The organism is Streptomyces clavuligerus (assembly GCF_005519465.1).
Taxonomy (GTDB): domain Bacteria; phylum Actinomycetota; class Actinomycetes; order Streptomycetales; family Streptomycetaceae; genus Streptomyces; species Streptomyces clavuligerus.
In genome coordinates this window covers 6,728,634-6,748,591 of record NZ_CP027858.1, presented here as the reverse complement: position 1 = coordinate 6,748,591, position 19,958 = coordinate 6,728,634, and the positions used below count along the sequence as shown (strand labels likewise).

Genomic DNA, 19,958 nt, shown 5'->3' with positions numbered 1-19,958 from the left:
ACCGCGCAAGCGCGGTAGTGGTATTCCCGCAAGCGGGAATACTGTGCGCTCCGCGCACGCAGTAACAGCAGCCGGCTGTTGACGTGAGGAGGAGTCGGGGGCGGCAAGGCCAGCATCATTGAAGTCGCTCCAGAGTGATGCAATGTGCAAGGTCAGCAGCTGGCGGCCTCTTGCGCTCCGGGTTGGGGGCTTGTGTTACGAAGCGGCCCCGAGCGTCGGTGACAGATTTATCCGATACGGCCTCGCTGACAGACTGTCATCCATTACGTACGGCCTCTCCGAACTGGACGTGGAAGCCGCTCCTCCAACAACGGAGTCAGCAGCAAACCCTAAGAGGGCGTTTGATCTAGGCGGATTGCCGCTTATGCTCTATTGATCCGAAACGCTTTAAGTTCAGGCTCGTTGATGGGGTGTGAGTGATCTGGTGGGGGACGCGCGGGCCTGGTCGCCGGACGCGCAGGAGGCTGTGCGGTTGCTGGCGGTGTCGGCGCTGATGGAGGGGCGGGACCGGATGGAGGTTGCCGCCCTGTTCAAGGTCTCGGTCAGGGCTGTGGACAACTGGTGGGGCAAGTGGCAGACAGGCCTTGACCCTTGATCCTGGACACACGAGACACTGGATCCTGAGGATCTGAGAACGGACATCTCGTGGTCATGAAGAACTATCCGCCGCAGTTCAAGGCGGACGCGGTCGCGCTGTACCAGTCGCGGCCCGAGGCGACGATCAGGCAGGTCGCCGCCGATCTGGGGATCAACCCCGAGACCTTGCGGAACTGGGTCCGGGCGGCCGGAGCGAGCCGGTCCCGGGGGCGCCGGGCTGGCGGGCGTGCGCTTGCGCCGCAGACACCGCACCACTGTTGCGGACCTGGCCGCAGCGAAGGCCCCGGACCTCATCGGCCGCGACTTCACGGCAAGCGAGCCGAACACGAAGTACGTCGGCGACATCACCTACCTCCCGCTGGACGGCGGGAAGTTCCTGTACCTGGCCACCGTCATCGACCTCGCCTCGCGCCGCCTGGCCGGCTGGGCGATAGCGGACCATATGCGCACCGAGCTCGTCACCGACGCGCTGGCCGCCGCCGAACGTGCCCGCGGCAGCCTCGCCGGGGCAGTCATGCACACCGACCACGGGGCCCAGTACACCAGCCGGGCCTTCGCCGACGCCTGCCGCCAGGCCAGCGTCCGCCAGTCCATGAGCGCGATCGGCTCCAGCGCGGACAACGCGCTCGCCGAATCCTTCAACGCCACGTTCAAACGCGAGACCCTCCAGGGCCGAAAGCGCTGGTCCAGCGAACGCGAGGCCCGCCTCGACGCGTTCCGCTGGCTGCACCGCTACAGCACAAGACGCCGTCACTCCCGACTCGGACAACGCAGTCCCATCGTCTACGAGAGAGCACTCGACACAACCACAACTACCATGGCTCAAGCCGCGTAACCCGTGTCCAAGACTCCGGGTCAAGGCCCACTGACACCCTGGGCCTGTTCCTGGTCGTCGCGGTCACCGCCGCGAACACCGGCGACCGGGATACCGCGGCAGGACTGCTGACCCGTCTGCGCCGTCTGCACCGCGACATCACCCTCGTCTGGGCCGACGGCGGCTACACCGGCTCCCTCGTCGGCTGGTGCCGGGACAAACTCGCCATGACCCTGGAGATCGTCAAGCGCACCGACGACATGACCGGGTTCGTGGTCCTCCCCGGACGCTGGGTGGCAGAGCGCACGTTCGCATGGCTGATGAACTCCCGCCGCCTGGCCCGGGACTACGAGAAACTGCCCGCCACCAGCGAGGCGGTGATCCGGTGGTCGATGATCACGCGGATGAGCCGGCGTCTGGCACGGCCACGGGCCGCCGGCCCGCACTGAACGCTCCCGACGTTTCGGCGAGGAGCCACCCGCGCTCCGCCAGACGCCTCGCCTTCGACCTCAGCCCCTCAACCTTCGCCGGCGTTGTCCCAAGGCCCAGCTGAACCGCGATCTCCCTGGCCATCACCGGTCCCTCGCCCGCGGACCGGCGCTTCTCCAGCATGCCCAGAATCCACTGGTAGTCGGGCGCGAGCACGCTCACCTGCAACCCGTCCCGCCAGGGCGGCACCACCGACCCCGGCAGCGGCACGGCCGGCGCCGCTGATTCCCGCTGCGCCCCCGCCTCGGTCACGGCAGTGGACTCTGCGGCGGACACGGCCAGGGCTTCGACCAGCTCCTCCCGCGCAATCACCCGCCGGTCCAGCTCGATCTCCGCCGCCTCCAACACCTCAGCCAACCGCGCGGCTTCCTCCCGCAGACCCTCCACCCGCACCCGGGCAGCCGCCTCCCGACCCTCCAGCATTCCCAGCACCGACGCCACCTCAGCGGCAAGTCCCGCGCCCGGACCTGAGCCATTCCCCTGGCAGCACTTCGCCCCGCCGTGTAACGACGGGGCGAAGTATCGAGGCCCGGGATTAGCCGACAGCGTCGGATAATTCTGTCCGTCCGCGCGGTGGTCGAGCCAACCCGAAGTCGAGTTTTCCAGCGCTTGGTTAACTCAGCCTTTCCTCGGACTCGTTGGCAGCGGTTTCACCGACTTCACGCCCAGCTCACCCAGCGGCCGAGCATCGATGTCATGAGCGGAGCGCGGCCCGCAAGGTCGGTCCCGTCATCTCGATGACAGCAGCCATGTCCCTCAGTCCGTCCGGCAGATTCGCACGCTGCTCCTCACTGCTCACCAAGGCGCCGTCCGGAAGAAGGATGGCGGCGCTGAGGCGATTGGCCAGTTCGGCGATGACATCCACCACGCCACCCGTCGGGAAGCGGTGCACGCTGATGCCGTCGGCACTCACGTTCACTTCCGCCTCTCCCCCGTCCACGGCCCGGATCAGCATCTCCTCGACGTCCTCGCCCATCTCCACGGCATAGGGCGCCAACGTCTCCCTGACCACCCGCTCGTCCAGTGCCTCGGGCTCGCCGTCAACGAACCGGTGCAGGGAAATCCCGTATCCCATACGTGTGACCCTCTGCTTCCTTGTGTGCCAGGCGAGGATGGTGATCACCTCACTCTAGGTGGCGATCACCATCCTGGTGCCTGGCGGACTTCCCCGCTATGGCGTGTGCACGACGGTGATGCTGGTGATGCCCTCGTCTTTCAGCATCGCCTTGAATACGGGTACCGCGTCAGCCTCAGAACAGTGCCAGACGATCGGCAGGCCATGCTTCTCGTAGGCTTTGTTCTGCCTGTGAGCCTCTTCAGCGGCGCTCTTGTACCACGTGTAGAATTTTCCGGTTTTGGGATTGATGAACCCAAGGTATCCATATTTGGCGTCGAGCAGGGTTCCTTTCCTGAACCCGTCGAACTTCACCCATCCTGACTTCGTAGCCGCGGTGAGCCGGTACACCATGCCCTGGGGAACACCGGTGATCCGCATCTGGTAGGCGAGAGCGGCCGCCTTCATGCTCTCGTTCTCCGCCTTCCACTCACCTGGCCCCGTCAGATCGGCCCAGCAAGCATCGGCAGCCATGGTGGCGGAGAAGGCAACTCTTGCTACAGCCCCGGCCTGCCTCGGACAAGCTTTGGCAAAGTCTTCGGAGGCGTTGACCGTCTTCTCAAGTTTCGCCAGGGTTGCAGGATCGATGTCGTCCAGGGCCTTCAGAGCGGTGAACGCGTCCCGAACCCCGACTCCGGTCTTCATCGCGGCATCCAAGGCCCGGATGCCATCGACGACCTTCTCGAGCGCCTTGCCGGGAACAAAGTTGCTCAGCGCCCAAGCGCAACCGCTCGCACTGCCCTGCCAGCAGTCGATGAAGTCCTGGACAAGGACCGCCTTGATGATCTTGTAGGTGAGGGTCTGCTCAATGAGCTGCAGCTTGGTGAAGTACTCGGTGACCCTCTTCTGCAGACCATCGAATCGCTGGCTCTTGATAAGCAGTGTGTCCTCGGCCGGGCAGCCGCTGGCACTGGCGGGCACATCCGGGTTGGCACACAGGAAGAAGTCGACCATCGCGGCGAAGGTGACCGTGAAGGTGACCGTGCAGCCCTCGAACCCGATGTTGATCTCGCAGGGTTCATGCTGTTTGGTGTCGGTGACCTCGAGGCTGTCCTCATCGACGACGTACCACGTGCCACCGACTCCAGTGCCCGCCCCGGTCGAGACCTGCTTGTTGGCGGTGTTCCGCGCTGCTTCCTCTACTGCTTTCTGGGCATCCTGGGCGGACTTCAGGGCCTCCTTAGCAGCCTCTTCGGCACCCGTGGCGGCGATATCAGCGCGGCGGGCAGCAGCACGGGCGTCCTCGGCGGCCCGCTCGGCCGCGGCAGCAGCCTCGCGTGCAGCAGCGGCGTCGAGCGCGGCTTGGTCCGCTGAGTCCCGTGCCTCCTTCGCGTGACTTTCGGCGCGCCCCGCTGCCCGATCGGCCGCTGCCGCGTCTGCGGTGGCCTCGCGACCGTACTCAATGGTGCGTGCCAGGGACGCCGCCGCTGCAGAGGCGGCCGTGGCGGCTCCAGCCGCGTGCTCCAGCGCTTCCTTGGAATAGGTTCGGGCGCTCGCTGCGTGGGTGGCGGCATTGGCTGCGTGTGTGTAGGCGACCTTCGCGTCGCCGGCTGCCTGGTCGGCGAGAATCTTGGCCGCGGCGGCCTCGGACTGCGCGTTCGCGGCATGGGCGTCGGCGACGGCCTTCTGCTGCTCGGCGATGCTCTTCGCCGCTTGGCCGGACAGGACCACCAGGGATGCGGCCGAGTCCTTGGTGACATACGGAGAGCCGAGCTGGATCGCGTCGTTGGCCGGCTTGGCAACCTGGGCAGCGGCGTTGCCCGCGTCTACGGCGACCTGGGCGGTGACATGGGCGAAGCCCGATGCCTTCGCCGAAGCGGCGAGGGCTTTACCGGCTTCCTTGGCCGCCTCATTCGCCTGGGTCAGGGCGGTGGCGGCCAGTTTCTCTGCCTCTTCTGCCAACCTGACAGCAGACTCGGCTTCAGCGGAGGCGGCTTCGGATGCCTTGATGGCGTCGGCCGCTGCGCTGGTCGCGGTACTCATTGCGGCGTCGGCCCTCAGCTTTGCGGCCTGTGCCTCCTCCGCGTACGCACGCGACCTCTGGGCGGCCGCATCGGCTCGGGTAGCGGCGGCGTCCGCCTCAGCTGCTGCCTCGGTCCCAGCCTCCGCTGCGATATGTGCCCTGTTTGAGGCTTCCTCGGCGGCATCCGCTTCCGAGGAGGCCGCGTCTGCTGCGGCCCGGGCCTCCTGGGCGTTGCTTTCAGACTTACGCGCTTGGGCGTATGCCTCCTTGGCGTCGGCTTTGGCGCGAGCGGAGTTCGCCCTCTGCGCGGCGTCCCACGCGTCGGCGTTGAGATCGCGTGCCTTGTCACGAGCCTTGGCGGCGTCCTTCTCGCGTGCGATCGCGGTCGCCTCGGCGGTCTCAGCCTTCTTCTTGGCCTCCTGCGCGTTGACCGCCTCAGCCTGCGCTGTCTGCTTGTGCCGACTGGCCTCGGCCTGCTTGGCGGCGGCGGTCTCCTTCTCCGCCTTGGCCGTCTTCTCCTCAGCCTCGGCCTTCAACCGCTTGGCACGCGCGTCGGCAGCGGCCGCCTTCGTCTCGCCCTCAGCCTTCAGCGTCTCGGCAAGCTTGGCCTGGGCCAGTTCCTTGTCCTTCTTGGCGTTGTCGCGGTGCAGCCTGGCCCCGTCCGCTGCCGCTTTGGCCTGGAGCTCAGCCCTGTGGGCCGCCTGTTTGCGGAACTCCGCCTTGGACTGTGCGGTCTGCGCCAGTGCCCGCTGGGCAATCGTGGCGCTGTCAGTGGCAGCCGCCTCGGTGGCGGCCTCGGCGGTCTCGCCCGCCTTCACCAGCGCCGTGACTGCGGCCGCCGCCCCCTGCGTGACCTGTGCCTTCTGCTGGCCCACCAGCAGGCCGCGGCCCCGGGGCGCACCGTTTACGTCAGCGATCGCGTAGGCAGCCTGTTCGGCGGTGGCGCTGGCGGTCTGGGCGGCTGTCGCGGCCGGTACCTGGCTCCTGAGCTTGGCCAGCTCGGTCTTCGCCCCTACACGTGCCACGTTCAGTCGTTTCACCGCCGTGGCGAACTCCGCCGTCGGCGGGACGCTGCCGTTGTTCCCGGAGACCTTGAACAGCACCTTCTGTGTGGCGGCGGTGCTGCAGGCAGCCGCGAGGGCGTCCTGCCCGGCGGTGTAGGTGGGGAAGTTCAGGCACTTGTTCGCCCCGCGGTTCTGCAGGGTGGTGCCGGCGCGGACGCCGAACTTCCACGACTGCATGGGCGTGCCGTTGCAGGTCCAGATCTGGATCTTCGTGTGGTTGGTGGCCACGTCTAGGCATTTGTTCGAGTTCTGGTTCAGCAGGCTGTAGCCCGCGCCGTAACTCCCGTTGACGCTCCACTGCTGGGCCGTTGCCGAGGAGCAGGCGACGACCTCGACGGGCGTGCCGTTCGCGGTGCCGGAACTCTGTACGCCCAGGCACTTGCCGGCTGCGCCCGGGATCTGGACGGTCATCGGGGAGCTGCCGATCCAGCCGATGCCGCCCGGGGACCAGTAGTCCTGCCAGCGGGTGATGTGGTCGGCGACCCATGAGTGGCCGAGCATCTTGCCCATCGAGTCGGAGGCCGCGGTCAGCGCTTGGACGGCGTTCTTGTTCGCGTTCAAGATGTCGTTGCGCCGGGCGGCCTGCGAGGCGATCTCCTGCTGCCACTCGGTCGCGGCGGTCGCGGAGACTTCCCCGAGGGCCTTCTCCGGGTCCATCGGGTCACGCCACGAGCAGGAGGCGAAGCGGGCCTTGAGGTTCTCGACCGTGATCCGGTGCTCGGCGGTGCCCGGGACCGGTGCCTTGTTCGGGAAGCCGCCCGAGCTCAGGAAGATGCGGGCGTTGTCCGCTCCGGTCGGCTCCAGGCTCCAGTTCGTCAGGTGGTCGTAGGCGCTCCGCACGGCGAGTTGCCGGTTCCAGTCGGGCCCGGACGGGTCGGGTTCGCTGCCGTACAGCGGCTGTCCCAGGGCCTTGACCGCCGCGATGGTCTTCGCGTCGGCAGGCGGAGTCGCGTCTTCGTAGAAGTCGTACTCGCTCTTCCAGAACCGGTCGGCGATCCATGTCGTGAGGCCGGTCTGGGTGTGGAAGTCCTCACCGTCGTCACCGCTGGTCCCGGGCGGCCACTGGAAGGACTCGCCGTAGTCGAAGCCTCCCGGGCTCTCGAGTCCATCTATTTTCCAGCTGTTGTGGAGCGTGTTGAGCCGGTTCAGCTCGGCAGAGGCGGCGTTCCGGTCCGACTGGTACGCGGTGGCGAGCGGGGTGCCCTCCCAGTGTTCCCGTTTCGCGAGTTCCCGCAGCCGCTCCGGACTCTGATTGAGACCGTCTTGTGCGGTGGCGGCCATAGCCGGTCCGCCGAGCCGCAGTACGTCGCTCATCAGGCACTGGTCCTGCCGCAGCTGCTCGGCGGCAGTGTCTTCGTACCAGTCGTAGTCGGCGGCCAGTTCGGTCGGCGGTGCCGTGTATTCGTTGGTCACGCCTACCCCGGTCACCACGGCCATGGCGAGCAGCGGTGGGAGCAGGCGGCTGGTCAGGCGGGACAGCCGAAGCAGGGGTCGGGAGGGTCTTGGGGGTCTGGAGCGCAATGACGTACCCGTTCCGGTCGGGGAGCCGGCCGGAGGATGCGGCGGGGCCGGCATGCTTCAGCGGCCTCGAGTCCCCGATCCTGGCGGCCGCTCAAGTTTTGGGTCCGGACAGAGAACAGATGATCGGACCCGGGGGGCAGGATGGTACCCACAGAGCGGCAGGCGCGGATAGACAATTACCGCTGTACGACCGAGGAGTTGAGCAGCTCAGAGCCGTTTTGCAGCGGTGGCCGCTGTCAGCTACTGACGATCTCTGCGTGATATCGCCGGGCTGCCAGACAGGACCGCGGTTCCGAACCTGTGCAGTATCGCGACATCACGCCCGAAGGTCTCAGTATGAGGTCGCCGATCGCGACACCATCCGCCGCGAGCGGAGCATCGGCATCGAGGCCTGCACCGCTCGGATCACCTGCGGCTGTCCCGGGCTGCCATCCAGATGGTGAGGTCGCGGGCGATGTCGTTGACGCTGGTCGCCATGGTGATCCCGTGCTCGTTGCAGGTGGTGTCGCGGCGGACGATCTCGTAAGCGTCTTCGTCGTCCAGGACGGCCACTGAGGTGAACCACACGGGGTCGTCCTCGTCCGGCTGGACGACGACGAAGGTGTTGTCGGAGTTGTTGAGGTCGCTGATCATCATGAACAGCGCGTCCTCGGAGGGGTCGTCGATGCGGTCGCCGTTCTCGCTCCGGGCGCCGTAGTACTGAGCGCTCATCGTTGCCTCTCTCCTACCCTCTTGGCCCTGGCTGCGGTCAGCATGGCACGTGGGACTGACAGCGCGGGCCGGTCACCGCCTTCCCCGATCGCGGCGAGCAGAACGGTGGCTTGGAAACGGGCTGCGCTTGCCGAACCGGGTGACGGCCGGACGGTCGTTCTTGAGCCGGTTGACCCTGACTCTCGACCACGCGGCGGGCCTTGCCGTGACGTCGGACCCCTGGGTGACGTCACGCACATGGTGACCGTAGGCTCTCGGCGAAGGGCAGGTGCGGTGGACATCACGGTGCAGTGGATCAAGACGTCCTGGACGAAGCAGTCCCGGGGCGGGGAGGCGGCTGCCCGCAGGAACACAGCACCGGTCGGTTTCTCGTTGCCTCAGATACCTCTTGGATCTGCCCACTTTGTCCATATGTCCGAGCGTGACGGCTTCGAGCCGCGTTCGAGCCGGAAGAACCTTCGCGAGACCGGTGTCAGCCTGCGGGACGAAGGCGACCGGCTCCGGGTGCTCGCCCGTGTCGAGCCGCTCTTCGGGCTGCCTCCCAGGCCGCGCAGGCCACCAGCGGTTCGGCTGCTTCCCGGGCAGTGGGTCCGCTGGCAGTTGAACTACCGGTTCACCAGCGCCCTGGGAATCCGCGGCTGGTCGTACTGGCTCGACACGTTCAACATCGCCTACGGACACGTCGACCCGGACATCTTCCTGTCAGAGCCCACCGTGATCATCGACGAGTGCGGACCAGTTCGATAGAGCAGGCAGGGGTGCACGGGCCGAGGCGGCAGAGATCGATCGCTGGCCCGGGGGGCCTGGTCCACGTCGTGGAGTCGAGGTAGCAGCCGGGGTCGCCCAGACGGGCCATGGTGTGTCCTTCGACCGGACCGAGATCAAGGTTTGGGCCGACGGCCACGTCCAGGAGCTGCATCAGTCATCGGAACCACCCGAGCATGCCCGTTGACCATGCTGCCGCACCGGGAAACCCCAAGATCCCCGACAGAGTCAAGCTGACAGATGTACCCGGTACGGCCCCGCTGACAGACTGTCGTCCATTACGTACGGCCTCTCCGAACTGGACGTGGAGAACCGCTCCTCCACGGAGTCAGGCAGCAACCCTGCCTGGCACCCACCACCACAGAAGGAGTGCTGCGCCTTGGCGAACCAGACAGACCCGACCGCCGGACTGCTCGCGTATGTCAGGGAGGTGTCCCTGCGGGACGACGACATACTGCGGGGGCTGCGGGAGGAGACGGCGCGGCTGCCCGGTGGAGCCGCGTTGCAGGTCATGGCGGAGGAGGGGCAGTTGCTGGGCCTTCTCGTCCGGCTGACCGGGGCACGCGCGGTCCTGGAGATCGGGACGTTCACCGGCTACAGCACCTTGTGCATGGCCCGTGCCCTGCCCGCCGGGGGGACGGTGGTGACCTGCGACATCACCGACCGGTGGCCGGACATCGGCCTTCCCTACTGGAAGCGGGCGGGTGTGGACGGGCGGATCGAGTTGCGGATCGGGGACGCGGCCGGTGTCCTGGAGGGGCTGCTCGCTGAGCGGGGGCCCGACAGCTTCGACCTCGTGTTCATCGACGCGGACAAGGCCGGCTACCCGGTCTACTACGCGAAGGCGCTCACGCTGACCAGGCCCGGTGGTCTGGTCGTCATCGACAACACCCTCTTCTTCGGCCGTGTCACCGACCCCGGTGCCCAGGACCCCGACAGCAGGGCGATACGCGGGCTGAACGCGGCGCTCCTGCACGACGAACGGGTGGATCTCTCGCTCCTGCCCATGGCCGACGGCATCACCCTCGCCCGTAAACGCTGATCCCCACTCGCCGACCGCCCCTCTCAGCCGGGTCCGGTAACCCTGTCGAGGTCGACCGCTTCGATGCGGATCGTTGTGGACACCGGACGGGGTACGGGCAGCAGATGCAGCCGCTGAAGGCCGTCCGCCACCACGGGGAGAGGGGCAGCGCAGCCGCAGGGCTGTTCCTCGAAGCCCGCGAACCGGTAGGCGATCTCCATCATCCGGTTGCGGCCGGTGGGCCGGAAGTCGGCGGCGAGATGGACACCGGCGCGGGCCGCGGCGTCGATGAGCCAGTTCAGCAGGGTCGCCCCCGCCCCGAAGGACACCACCCGGCAGGAGGTGGCCAGGAGTTTGAGATGCCACACTGCCGGATGCCGTTCCAGCAGCAGCAGGCCGACCGCGCCGTGCGGGCCGAACCGGTCGGTGAGGGTGACCACCAGCACCTCGTGGGCGGGGTGGGTGAGCAGCGCGCGCAGTTCCGTGTCGCCGTAGTGGACACCGGTGGCGTTCATCTGGCTGGTCCGCAGGGTGAGTTCCTCGACGCGCGCGAGTTCTTCCGGGGTGGCACGGTCGATGCGCATCTGAAGGGCCAGGGTGCGCAGGAAGTCCTCGTCCGGTCCGGTGGCTTCGGCGCGGGCTGCGGCGCGCCGGAATCCGGCCTGGTACATCTCGCGGCGGCGGCGGGAGTCCGCGGTCCGGACCGGTGGGGTGAACTCGGGCAGTCCCGGCAGGCCCGGGGCTGCTTCGGCCGGGTAGCAGCGCACCGCGGGCAGATGGCGGGTGACCTCGGCTCGTTCGGCGGGCCGGTCGTCGATGAAGGCGATCGTGGCGGGGGCGAAGTTCAGGCCCTCGGCGATCCGGCGGATGGCCGCGGACTTGGCGCCCCAGCCGATCTGGGGCAGGACGAACCAGTCGGCGATCCGGAGTTGTTCGAGACGTTCCCAGGCGTGTTCGTGGTCGTTCCTGCTGGCGATGGAGTGGAGGATGCCGCGGGAGTCGAGCTCCAGCAGGACATCCCGTATCGCGTCCGGCAGGGTCACCTCCGTGTCCTCCAGCAGGGTGCCCCGCCACAGGGTCTCGTCCAGGTCCCAGACCAGGCATTTCACTATGGGAGTGCTGTCTCCCTTCACGCGGCACCACCGGGCGCGTAGCGGGCCAGCAGGAGCTGGCACATCTCGCTGCTTCCTTCGATGATCTCCATCAGTTTGGCGTCCCGGTGGGCGCGGGCCACCACATGGCCGTCCCGAGCGCCCGCGGAGGCCAGTACCTGGACGGCGGTCGCGGCGCCCCGGGCGGCCTCCCGCGCGCTGAGGTACTTGGCCAGCACGGTCGCCATCACCTGGTCCGGCGAGCCTTCGTCCCAGCACCGGGAGGCGTGTTCGCAGGCCCGGGTGGCGGTCTCTTTCGCGACCAGCAGTTCGGCGAGATGGCGGGCGACGAGCTGGTGCCCGCCCAGCGGGACACCGAACTGGCTGCGGCGGGCGGCATGTTGTCCCGCTGCCTTGAGGCAGCCGCGCAGGATGCCCACACAGCCCCAGGCCACGGACATCCGGCCGTGGGCGAGAGCGGTCGTGACCAGGAACGGCAGCGGCAGGCTGTGTCCTCCGAGCAGATTCCCGGCCGGTACCCGGACGGCGTCGAGGGTGATGTCGGCGTGGCCCGCCGCCCGGCAGCCGAGGGGGTCGCCGACCCGTTCGATCCGCACACCGGGCGCGGAGGCGGGTACGACGACGGCTGCCGCGCCGTCCTCGTACCGGCCGAACAGGATGAGCAGGTCGGCGTAGTGGGCGGCTGTCACCCAGATCTTGTGCCCGTCGAGGACGACGGTGTCTCCGTCTCGGCGGATACGGGTGGTGATGGCGGACAGGTCGCTGCCCGCGGCCGGTTCGCTGAATCCGGCTGCCGCCAGTTCGCCCCCGGTCAGCCGGGGCAGGAAGGCCGCCTGCTGCGCGGGGGTGCCGAAGCGTTCGACGGTCCCGGCGGCGATCGACTGCGAGGTCATCACGCTCCGTACCGAACCGCAGAGGCTGCCGACGTGGGCGGTGAACTCGCCGCAGGAGCGGCTGGACAGGCCCCAGCCGCCGTGGGCGGGTGGCACCTGGGGGCACAGCCGCCCCGCCGCGCCCAGAGTCCGCAGGAGATCCACCGGGAGCAGGCCGGTGCGGTCCCAGCCGTCGGCACGGTCCGCGATCAGCTCCGTGACCTCGGCGCTCGCACGGGAGAGGCCGTCACTCACCTCGGGCTCCGGCGGCGGACGCGCGCAGCCGTTGCACGAGGGCCGTCATCGCTTCGACGGTGCGGAAGTTGTCGAGCCTGAGATCGGCGCCCCGGATGGACACGCCGAAGGACTTCTCCAGATGGACGACGAGTTCCATCGCGAACAGTGAGGACAGTCCGCCCTTCGCGAACAGGTCCGTATCGGTCTGCCAGGGGCGCCTGGTCCGTGCCTGGAGGAAACGCAGCACCTCCTGCTCCGTGTCCCCCGGCAGTTCTGCCTCTCCCGGTGCCGTGCCTCGGCCCTCGCCTGCGGTCTCCATCAGTTCTCCTCCTGGTAGTCGTAGAAGCCACGGCCGGACTTACGGCCGAGCAGGCCGTGCCGGACCTTGTCCAGCAGCAGGTCACAGGGGCGGCAGCCGTCGTCGCCGGTGCGTTCGTGCAGCACTCGCAGCGAGTCGACGAGGTTGTCGATGCCGATCAGGTCGGCGGTGCGCAGCGGGCCGGTCGGGTGTCCGAGACAGCCTTCCATCAGGGCGTCGACCGCTTCGGCGCTCGCGGTGCCCTCCTGGACCACCCGTGCCGCGTCGTTGATCATCGGGTGCAGGACACGGCTGGTGACGAACCCGGGAGCGTCCCGGACCACGACCTGCCGTCGTCCGAGCGTGCCCAGCAGGGCCCCGACTGCGGCCATGGTGACCTCCGAGGTCCGCGGGCCCCGGATCACCTCGACCGTGGGAATGAGGTACGGCGGGTTCATGAAGTGTGTACCGACGACGTCACCGGGGCGCAGCGCGTGCCCGGCGAGCTCGCCGACGGGGATCGACGAGGTGTTGGTGATCAGCGGGGTGCCGGGGCGGACCCGTGCCGAGATCTCCGTCAGGACCCGGGCCTTGAGTGCGGTGTCCTCGGTGATGGCCTCGATGACGGCGGTGGCGTCGCTGACGCCGTCGGGCACGGCGGCTGTGTCGAGTGCGGCGGTGTCGGCGGCGGCCGGGAGGTGGCCCATGAGCTGCGCCATCCGCAGTTCGTCGCCGATCCGGGCCCGGGCCCGGCCGAGTTGTGCCGGGTCGGGGTCGACGAGCAGGACCGGCAGGCCGTGGCTGAGGGCCAGGGCGGTGATGCCCACACCCATCACACCGGCGCCGAGGACGGCGATCCGGCGGGGCGTCGAGGGGCTGGTGTCCTTGTGCGGCGCGCGTGTCATGCGCCTCTCCTGGGCTGTCGGGGGTGTTGGGAAGCAGGGACAGGGGTGGGGCCTGGAGAGGGCGCCGTGGCGGCGGGGAGCCGTACGAGCCAGTCGGAAATCGCTCGTGCCGTGGTGTCCACGTGCTCCTCCATCAGCGAGAAGTGGTCACCGGGCACCTCTGTGACGGTGTGTGCGCCGGGCCAGACCGCCCGCCACTCGCCCGCTCCGGGCACGGGTTCGCCGAGCGGTTCACGGGCGCGGACGAGCAGGATGGGGGCGCGCACGGCGGGTGGCGTCCAGGTGTCCAGGAGGCGGAAGTAGCGGCCCATCGCGGTGAGGCGGGTGTCGTCCAGGGGAGCGGCCCGTTCCTCACGTGTGAACATCCCGCCGATCAGGACATCGTTGAACTGGGTGATGCCCGCGTTGTCCGAGAGGAACGTGTCGATCAGGACCACGGCGGCGGGTCCCGCGCCCCGCTCCTCCAGGCGGGCGGCCACGCCGTGGGCCAGCGTGCCGCCGGAGGAGGAGCCCAGCAGCACCAGTGGCCGGTTCCCGGAAGCGGTGAGCAGGGCCGCGGCCTGGAGGTCGAGCAGCGCGTCCATGTCGGCGGGAAGCGGTTCGCCCGGCAGGAAACCGGGAGCCGCGAGGGCGCTGACGCCGTAGCGGCCCTGGAAGGACGCGGCGAAACGGGCGTATTGGTGGGCCCCGCCGAGGGCCACGACGGAACCGAAGCAGACCAGCTCCGGGACGCTGTCGGCGCCGGGCGCGCCCGGGGCTGCGGGGGCGCGGGAGCACAGTCGCAGCAGCCGGGGGCGGTCCGTTCCCGGTGGCGGCTCCGGGGCGCCGGAGCGGAAGTCCTCCCGCAGGGCCGAGGCATGTTTCAGCAGCGCGATCGCGTCGTCGGTCCTGCCCCGTTCGCACATCTGCCGGAACAGGGAACCGACCGGGCCCGCCGCCGGGCCGGACACGGCACCACCCGGCCCGTCGCCGGTGCCGGTGCCGGTAGCAGTGGTGGCGGTGATGAGTTCGGTGCGGAGCAGTTCGGCGAGCCGGGCCGGGGTGCCGCTGTCGAGCACCAGGGTGGGGCGCAGCCGCAGCCCGGTGCGGGCGGCGAGCCGGTTGCGCAGCTCGACCGCGGTCAGAGAGTCGAACCCGGCCGAGAGGAAGGGGTCGTCGGGGCGCAGGGCGGCCGTGGTGGGGTGGCCGAGGACGTCGGCGGCCTGGGTGAGGACCAGATCCATGAGCCGTTTGAGCTGTTCCTGTGTGTCCAGGGCCGCGAGTTGCGCGCGCAGCGACTCCGCACCGGGCGGGCCACCGGGGCGGGCGGGCGCGGGTGCCCGGAGCAGCAGCCGCAGCAGGGGTGGTACGGGCTCCCGGTGGGCGGCGAGGTCGAGGCGGACCGCGAGGGGCGCGGGGTCGTCCAGGGCGAGCGCGGCGTCGAAGAGCGCCAGTCCCTCGTCCGTGGTCAGTCCCCGCACACCGGCGCGGGCCATGCGCCGCAGGTCCGTCTCGGGCAGGTCGGCGGTCAGGCCCGTGCGCCGCTCCCACAGTCCCCAGGCGAGCGCGGTGGCGGGCAGCCCGAGCCTGCGGCGGGCCGTCATCAGGGCGTCCAGGCAGGCGTTGGCCGCGCTGTAGGAGGACTGGCCGGGGCTGCCGAAGACCCCGGCGGCCGAGGAGAAGACGACGAAGGCTGTCAGCCGGGCCGTACGGGTCAGTTCGTGCAGATGCCAGGCGCCGTCGGTCTTGGGGCGCAGGACCGCGCTCATCCGGCCGGGTGTCTGCGCCTCCAGCACGCCGTCGTCCAGGACGCCGGCCGTGTGGACGACGGCGCGCAGCGGATGACGTGCGGGGACGGCCGCCAGGGTGCGGGCGAGGGCCGTGCGGTCGGCCACGTCGCAGGCGGTGACGGTGACCTGGGCGCCCGCCGCGGTGAGCTCCGCCGTCAGTTCGGGCATGCCCGGTCCGTCGGGTCCCCGGCGGCCGAGGAGGACGAGACGGCGCACGCCGTGCGCGGACACCAGATGGCGGGCGAGGACACCGGCGAGAACACCGCCGCCGCCGGTCAGCAGGACGGTGCCGTCCGGGCCGAACGGGGTGTTTCCGCCGGTGGCGGTGGTGTGCGCCCGGTGGCGCGCGGGTGCGGACGGGCGGGTGAGCCTCGGTGCGAAGAGGGCCCCGTTCCGCAGCGCGAGCTGTGGTTCGCCGGCCGCGAGAACGGACGGCAGGGCGGCGGCCGTGGCGTGTGGGTCGTCGGTGTCCAGGAGGAGGAGTCGGCCGGGGTGTTCGAGCTGGGCCGAGCGCACCAGCCCCCACACCGCGGCTCCCGCCACGTCCACCGGTCCGTCACCGGGACCTGCGGCGCCCTGTGTGAGCACGATCAGTGGGACATCCGTTGCGGGGGCGGCGGCCAGCCAGGTCTGGAGCCGGTCGAGAATCGCCGCGGTGGTGGTGTGGACTGTCTCCGGTTTCCCGGGCGGTGTGGAACCGTCGAGGCTTTTATTGCTTTTGTCGCTGTCGGGGCCGTCCGCGTCGGCCTCGTTGCCCGAAGCGGGCGGGGGGCACGTCAGCACCACGGCGCGGAAGGCTTCCCAGGCGGTGGGAGGGTCGTGCGGAAGCGGTTCGGCGGCGCCGTGGGGCAGCAGACGGGCATCGCCGTCCCCGTACAACGCCCAGCGTCCCGCAGGGGCCGGGGCGGCGGGCGTGACCCGTTCCCACGTCACCTGGAACAGAAACCGTTCGGCGGGGACCGGCAGAGCGGGCGAGGCCGCCCGGGTCGTCAGCGAACCGATCTCCGCGACGGGCCGGCCGTCCTCCCCGGTGATCCGTGCGCTCACCGTATCGGGGCCGTCGCGCCGCAGCGCCACCCGCAGTACCCGGCCGCCGCCCGCGCTGAGCAGCACACGGCTCCAGGAGAACGGCAGGGGCACGCCGTCCGCCGCCTCGTCCCGGGCGGGGCCGTCATGGCGTTCGGACCGCAGGCCGATGGGGTGCAGGGCTGCGTCCAGCAGCGCGGGATGCACGATGAACCCCGGCCCGGGCCCCGCGTCGTGGCCGGGGCCGGGGCCGTGCGGCACGCCGTCGGGGAGGGCCACCTCGGCGAAGGTCTCCCCGCCCCGGCTCCACGCGGCGCGCAGCCCCCGGAACGCGGGACCGTAGCCGACGCCGCGGGACTCCAGCGCCTCGTACAGGGCACCGATGTCCAGAGGTTCGGCCCCGGCGGGCGGCCAGGGCCCGGACGGGGTGGGCGGGTCCGCCGGGCGGGGGGCGAGGAAACCGCTCGCGTGGCGGGTCCACTCCCCCTCGGCTCCCGGGTCGTCGGGCCGGGAGTGGAACGCGACCGTGCGCCGTCCGGCCGTGTCCGCCGGGCCGACGGTGAGCCGGAGCTGAACGCCCAGGGCGGCGGCGTCCCCCGACGGGAGGGTCAGCGGCGCCGCGAGGGTCAGCTCCTCGACCAGCTCGCTGCCGAGTCTGCGGCCCGCGTGGGCCGCCATCTCCAGAAAGGCCACGCCGGGCAGCAGGACCGTGTCCGCGACGGCGTGGTCGGCCAGCCAGGGATGGCGGGCCACGGACAGCCGCCCCGTGAAAACGGTGTCCGCGCCGGGCAGGTCCACGACGGCACCCAGCAGAGGGTGACGGACGCCGCGCCGGGCCGCGTCGGCGGGGGCGGCGGCCTGCGGGGGCGCGTCGAGCCAGTACCGGCGGCGCTGGAAGGCGTAGGTGGGCAGCTCGCAGCGGCGGGCGCCGGTCCCCTTGAGGGCCGCGGCCCAGTCGACGGGCAGTCCGGCCGTGTACGCCTCGCCCAGGGACAGGAGCATGCGCCCCGGGCCGCCCTCGTCACGGCGCAGGGTGCCGATCACCGCGATGTCCCCGTGCGGCTCGGCGTCGGACCCGGCGGTCGACAACTCCGTTCCGTAGGTGAGGGTGGGGTGGGTGCTGATCTCGACGAAGGCGCGGTGGCCCGCGTCGAGGAGGCTGCGGACGGCTTCCGCGAAACGGACCGTCGTCCGCAGGTTGCGGTACCAGTACGTGGCGTCGAGGGCGGTGGTGTCGAGGAGACCGCCCGTGACCGTCGAACAGAACGGAACCCGGGACGGGCGCGGCGCGATACCGGACAGCAGCGTGAGCAGATCCTCACGGATCTCGCCGATCTGGGGCGAGTGCCCGGCGAAGTCGACCCCCGGAACCCGCCAGCACAACACCCCCTCGTCCGCCAGACAGGCGTGCAACCCGTCCAGGGCCTCCGGGTCACCGGACACAGTCACCGACGACGGGCCATTGACCGCCGCCACCGACAACCGCCCCTTCCAGCCACCGATCCAACGCTCCGCCTCAACCGGCGGAAGCGGGACATACAACATCCCGCCCCGGCCGGTCAGCCCCCGCAGCACCCGGCTCCGCAACGCCACCACCCTCGCCCCGTCCTCCAGCGACAGCGCACCCGCCACCACAGCCGCCGCGACCTCACCCTGCGAATGACCCACCACCGCCACCGGCTCCACCCCATAGGCACGCCACACCGACGCCAGCGACACCATCACCGCCCACAACACCGGCTGCACCACATCCACCCGGTCCACCGACGAAACCCCGGAAACCCCCCGCACCACCTCCGTCAACGACCAGTCGACAAACGGACCCAGAGCCCGCTCACACTCCGCCATCCGAGCCGCGAACACCCCACAACCGTCCAACAGCCCCACCGCCATCCCCGCCCACTGCGACCCCTGCCCCGGGAACACGAACACGGCCTTGCGTCCGCCGCGCGGGGCGGTGCCGAGCGCGGTGCCGGGGGGCTGTTCGCCCCGCGCCAGCGCGGCGAGGCAGGCGAGCAGTTCGGCACGGTTCCCGCCCACCGCGACCGCGCGTTCGGGGAACCGGGAACGGCCGGTGGCCAGGGAGTGGGCGATGTCGACCGGACGCAGGGACGGGTCCGCCGTCACATGGGCGTGCAGGGCGGCAGCCTGGGCACACAGGGCCTCGGGGGACCTGGCGGACAGGGGCAGGGCGACGGGGCCGGTGTGCTCCCCCTCCCCCGTACCGTCCGCCCGCCGCAGGTCGTCAGGGGCGGCCTCCAGGACGATATGGGCGTTGGTGCCGCTCGCGCCGAACGAGGAGACCCCTGCCCGGCGCGGGCCGCCGGTGTCCGGCCAGGGGGTCGCGGACGTGAGCAGGCGCACGGCGCCCCCGGTCCAGTCGACCTGCGGCGTGGGCCGGTCGATGTGCAGGGTGCGCGGCAGCAGGCCGTGCCGCAGGGCCAGGATCGTCTTGATGACACCGCCCACGCCTGCGGCGGCCTGGGTGTGGCCGATATTCGACTTCAGCGAACCGAGCCACAGTGGACGGTCGGCGGGCCGGTCCTGGCCGTAGGCGGCGAGAACGGCCCCCGCCTCGATCGGGTCGCCCAGGACCGTTCCGGTGCCATGGGCCTCGACGGCGTCGATGTCGGCGGCGGTCAGTCCCGCGTCGGCGAGCGCGGCGCGGATGACCCGTTGCTGGGCGGGGCCGCTGGGCGCGGTGAGACCGTTCGAGGCACCGTCCTGGTTGACGGCGGAACCACGGATCACCGCGAGCACCGGATGACCGTTGCGGCGCGCGTCCGACAACCGTTCCAGCAGCAGCATCCCGACGCCCTCGCCGAAGCCCGCGCCGTCGGCGGTGGCGGAGAACGACTTGCACCGGCCGTCGGGCGCCAGGCCGCGCTGACGGCTGAAGCCCACGAAGAAGCCGGGGGTCGCCATGACGGTCACCCCGCCGGCGAGGGCCAGACCCGCGTCGCCCGCCCGCAGGGCCTGACAGGCCAGATGGACGGCGACGAGGGAGGAGGAGCAGGCAGTGTCAACGGTGATCGCGGGCCCCTCCAGGCCGAGAATGTAGGCGACCCGGCCGGAAGCGACACTCGGGATGCTGCCGGTGCCCAGAAACCCTTCCAGCTCCGCGGGCACCCGTGTCAGACGGGACCCGTATTCGCTGTAGATGACCCCCGCGTACACGCCGGTACGGCTGCCGCGCAGGGTGTGCGGGTCGATACCGGCCCGTTCCAGCGCCTCCCAGGAGGTCTCCAGGAGCAGCCGCTGCTGCGGGTCCATCGCGACCGCCTCACGGGGCGAGATACCGAAGAAACCCGCGTCGAAGTCCGCGGCGTCGTGGAGGAATCCGCCCGCGCGCGCGTACGAGGTGCCCGGGGTGTCCGGGTCGGTGTCGTACATGCCGTCCAGGTCCCAGCCCCGGTCCACGGGAAAGCCGGTCACGGCGTCGCGTTCCTTGACCAGCAGCTCCCACAGGTCTTCCGGGGAGCGGACACCACCGGGGTAGCGGCAGCTCATCGCCACGACGGCCACCGGTTCCCGGGAGGCGTGGGCGAGCCTGCGGTTCTCCTGCCGCAGGCGCTGGTTGTCGAGGAGCGAGGCGCGCAGCGCCTCGATGACCTGGTCCGTGGGCATGTCCGTCCTTCCTCCCCCCTCTCCCCGCTCTTCGTGTTCTTCGTGTTCTTCGT

Annotated in this window: 13 protein-coding genes and 2 pseudogenes; 6 read left to right on the top strand and 9 right to left on the bottom strand. The window is 70.3% G+C overall.

Annotated features, from left to right (window positions below; translation table 11 throughout):
• Nucleotides 1–412: 412 nt before the first annotated feature.
• From CRV15_RS28135 to CRV15_RS28125, 4 genes and pseudogenes are all read left to right on the top strand, one after another.
• Entirely contained in the window at nucleotides 413–595 is a 183-nt protein-coding gene (locus CRV15_RS28135) for a helix-turn-helix domain-containing protein (protein WP_230864080.1), read from the top strand.
• Nucleotides 596–651: 56 nt separating this feature from the next.
• Nucleotides 652–789: pseudogene (locus tag CRV15_RS37935) on the top strand (transposase); the annotation flags it as partial.
• A gap of 22 nt (nucleotides 790–811) precedes the next feature.
• Nucleotides 812–1,432, top strand: a pseudogene (locus CRV15_RS28130) (IS3 family transposase); the annotation flags it as partial.
• On the top strand, nucleotides 1,318–1,860 hold the full coding sequence (locus tag CRV15_RS28125; protein ID WP_231632914.1) for a transposase: 543 nt from the start codon (nucleotides 1,318–1,320) through the stop codon (nucleotides 1,858–1,860). The pseudogene CRV15_RS28130 and the gene CRV15_RS28125, both read left to right, overlap by 115 nt.
• On the opposite strand, the gene CRV15_RS28120 is transcribed toward CRV15_RS28125, so the two are convergent.
• The 4 genes from CRV15_RS28120 to CRV15_RS28105 all read right to left on the bottom strand — a co-directional run bounded on the left by CRV15_RS28120 (nucleotide 1,808) and on the right by CRV15_RS28105 (nucleotide 8,273).
• Nucleotides 1,808–2,323 carry a hypothetical protein gene (locus CRV15_RS28120; RefSeq protein ID WP_009995024.1) on the bottom strand — a complete coding sequence of 172 codons (516 nt, stop codon included), beginning with the start codon at nucleotides 2,321–2,323 and terminating at the stop codon, nucleotides 1,808–1,810. The two genes, CRV15_RS28125 and CRV15_RS28120, sit on opposite strands and share 53 nt — an antisense overlap.
• 271 nt (nucleotides 2,324–2,594) lie before the next feature.
• Nucleotides 2,595–3,023, bottom strand: coding sequence for a hypothetical protein (locus CRV15_RS28115; RefSeq protein ID WP_230864081.1), 429 nt, complete (start codon nucleotides 3,021–3,023; stop codon nucleotides 2,595–2,597).
• A gap of 48 nt (nucleotides 3,024–3,071) precedes the next feature.
• On the bottom strand, nucleotides 3,072–7,478 hold the full coding sequence (locus CRV15_RS28110) for a restriction endonuclease fold toxin 5 domain-containing protein (protein WP_003959178.1): 4,407 nt from the start codon (nucleotides 7,476–7,478) through the stop codon (nucleotides 3,072–3,074).
• Between the two features lie 489 nt (nucleotides 7,479–7,967).
• Nucleotides 7,968–8,273 carry a hypothetical protein gene (locus tag CRV15_RS28105; RefSeq protein WP_003958795.1) on the bottom strand — a complete coding sequence of 102 codons (306 nt, stop codon included), beginning with the start codon at nucleotides 8,271–8,273 and terminating at the stop codon, nucleotides 7,968–7,970.
• A 273-nt stretch (nucleotides 8,274–8,546) separates the two neighbouring features.
• Between CRV15_RS28105 and CRV15_RS28100 the strand changes: the two genes are divergently transcribed.
• Nucleotides 8,547–9,020, top strand: coding sequence for a hypothetical protein (locus CRV15_RS28100; RefSeq protein ID WP_003958796.1), 474 nt, complete (start codon nucleotides 8,547–8,549; stop codon nucleotides 9,018–9,020).
• Between the two features lie 397 nt (nucleotides 9,021–9,417).
• The gene (locus tag CRV15_RS28090) at nucleotides 9,418–10,080 is read left to right on the top strand and encodes an O-methyltransferase (RefSeq protein WP_003958798.1); all 663 of its coding nucleotides are present in this window, start codon (nucleotides 9,418–9,420) and stop codon (nucleotides 10,078–10,080) included.
• Nucleotides 10,081–10,103: 23 nt separating this feature from the next.
• Here the strand turns inward: CRV15_RS28090 and CRV15_RS28085 are convergent, their stop codons facing one another.
• From CRV15_RS28085 to CRV15_RS28065, 5 genes are read right to left on the bottom strand one after another with little or no spacing between them, the layout of a single operon-like run.
• Nucleotides 10,104–11,168, bottom strand: coding sequence for an HAD-IIIC family phosphatase (locus tag CRV15_RS28085; RefSeq protein ID WP_003959181.1), 1,065 nt, complete (start codon nucleotides 11,166–11,168; stop codon nucleotides 10,104–10,106).
• 20 nt (nucleotides 11,169–11,188) lie between these two features.
• Nucleotides 11,189–12,298 carry an acyl-CoA dehydrogenase family protein gene (locus CRV15_RS28080; protein WP_003958800.1) on the bottom strand — a complete coding sequence of 370 codons (1,110 nt, stop codon included), beginning with the start codon at nucleotides 12,296–12,298 and terminating at the stop codon, nucleotides 11,189–11,191.
• Nucleotides 12,291–12,599, bottom strand: coding sequence for an acyl carrier protein (locus CRV15_RS28075; RefSeq protein WP_003958801.1), 309 nt, complete (start codon nucleotides 12,597–12,599; stop codon nucleotides 12,291–12,293). Before CRV15_RS28075 ends, CRV15_RS28080 begins: the two co-directional genes overlap by 8 nt.
• Complete coding sequence (locus tag CRV15_RS28070) at nucleotides 12,599–13,483, bottom strand: 3-hydroxyacyl-CoA dehydrogenase family protein (protein ID WP_003958802.1); 885 nt, start codon at nucleotides 13,481–13,483, stop codon at nucleotides 12,599–12,601. The genes CRV15_RS28075 and CRV15_RS28070 overlap by 1 nt, the downstream gene beginning before the upstream one ends.
• Entirely contained in the window at nucleotides 13,480–19,905 is a 6,426-nt protein-coding gene (locus tag CRV15_RS28065) for a type I polyketide synthase (protein WP_003959182.1), read from the bottom strand. Before CRV15_RS28065 ends, CRV15_RS28070 begins: the two co-directional genes overlap by 4 nt.
• Nucleotides 19,906–19,958: the final 53 nt, after the last annotated feature.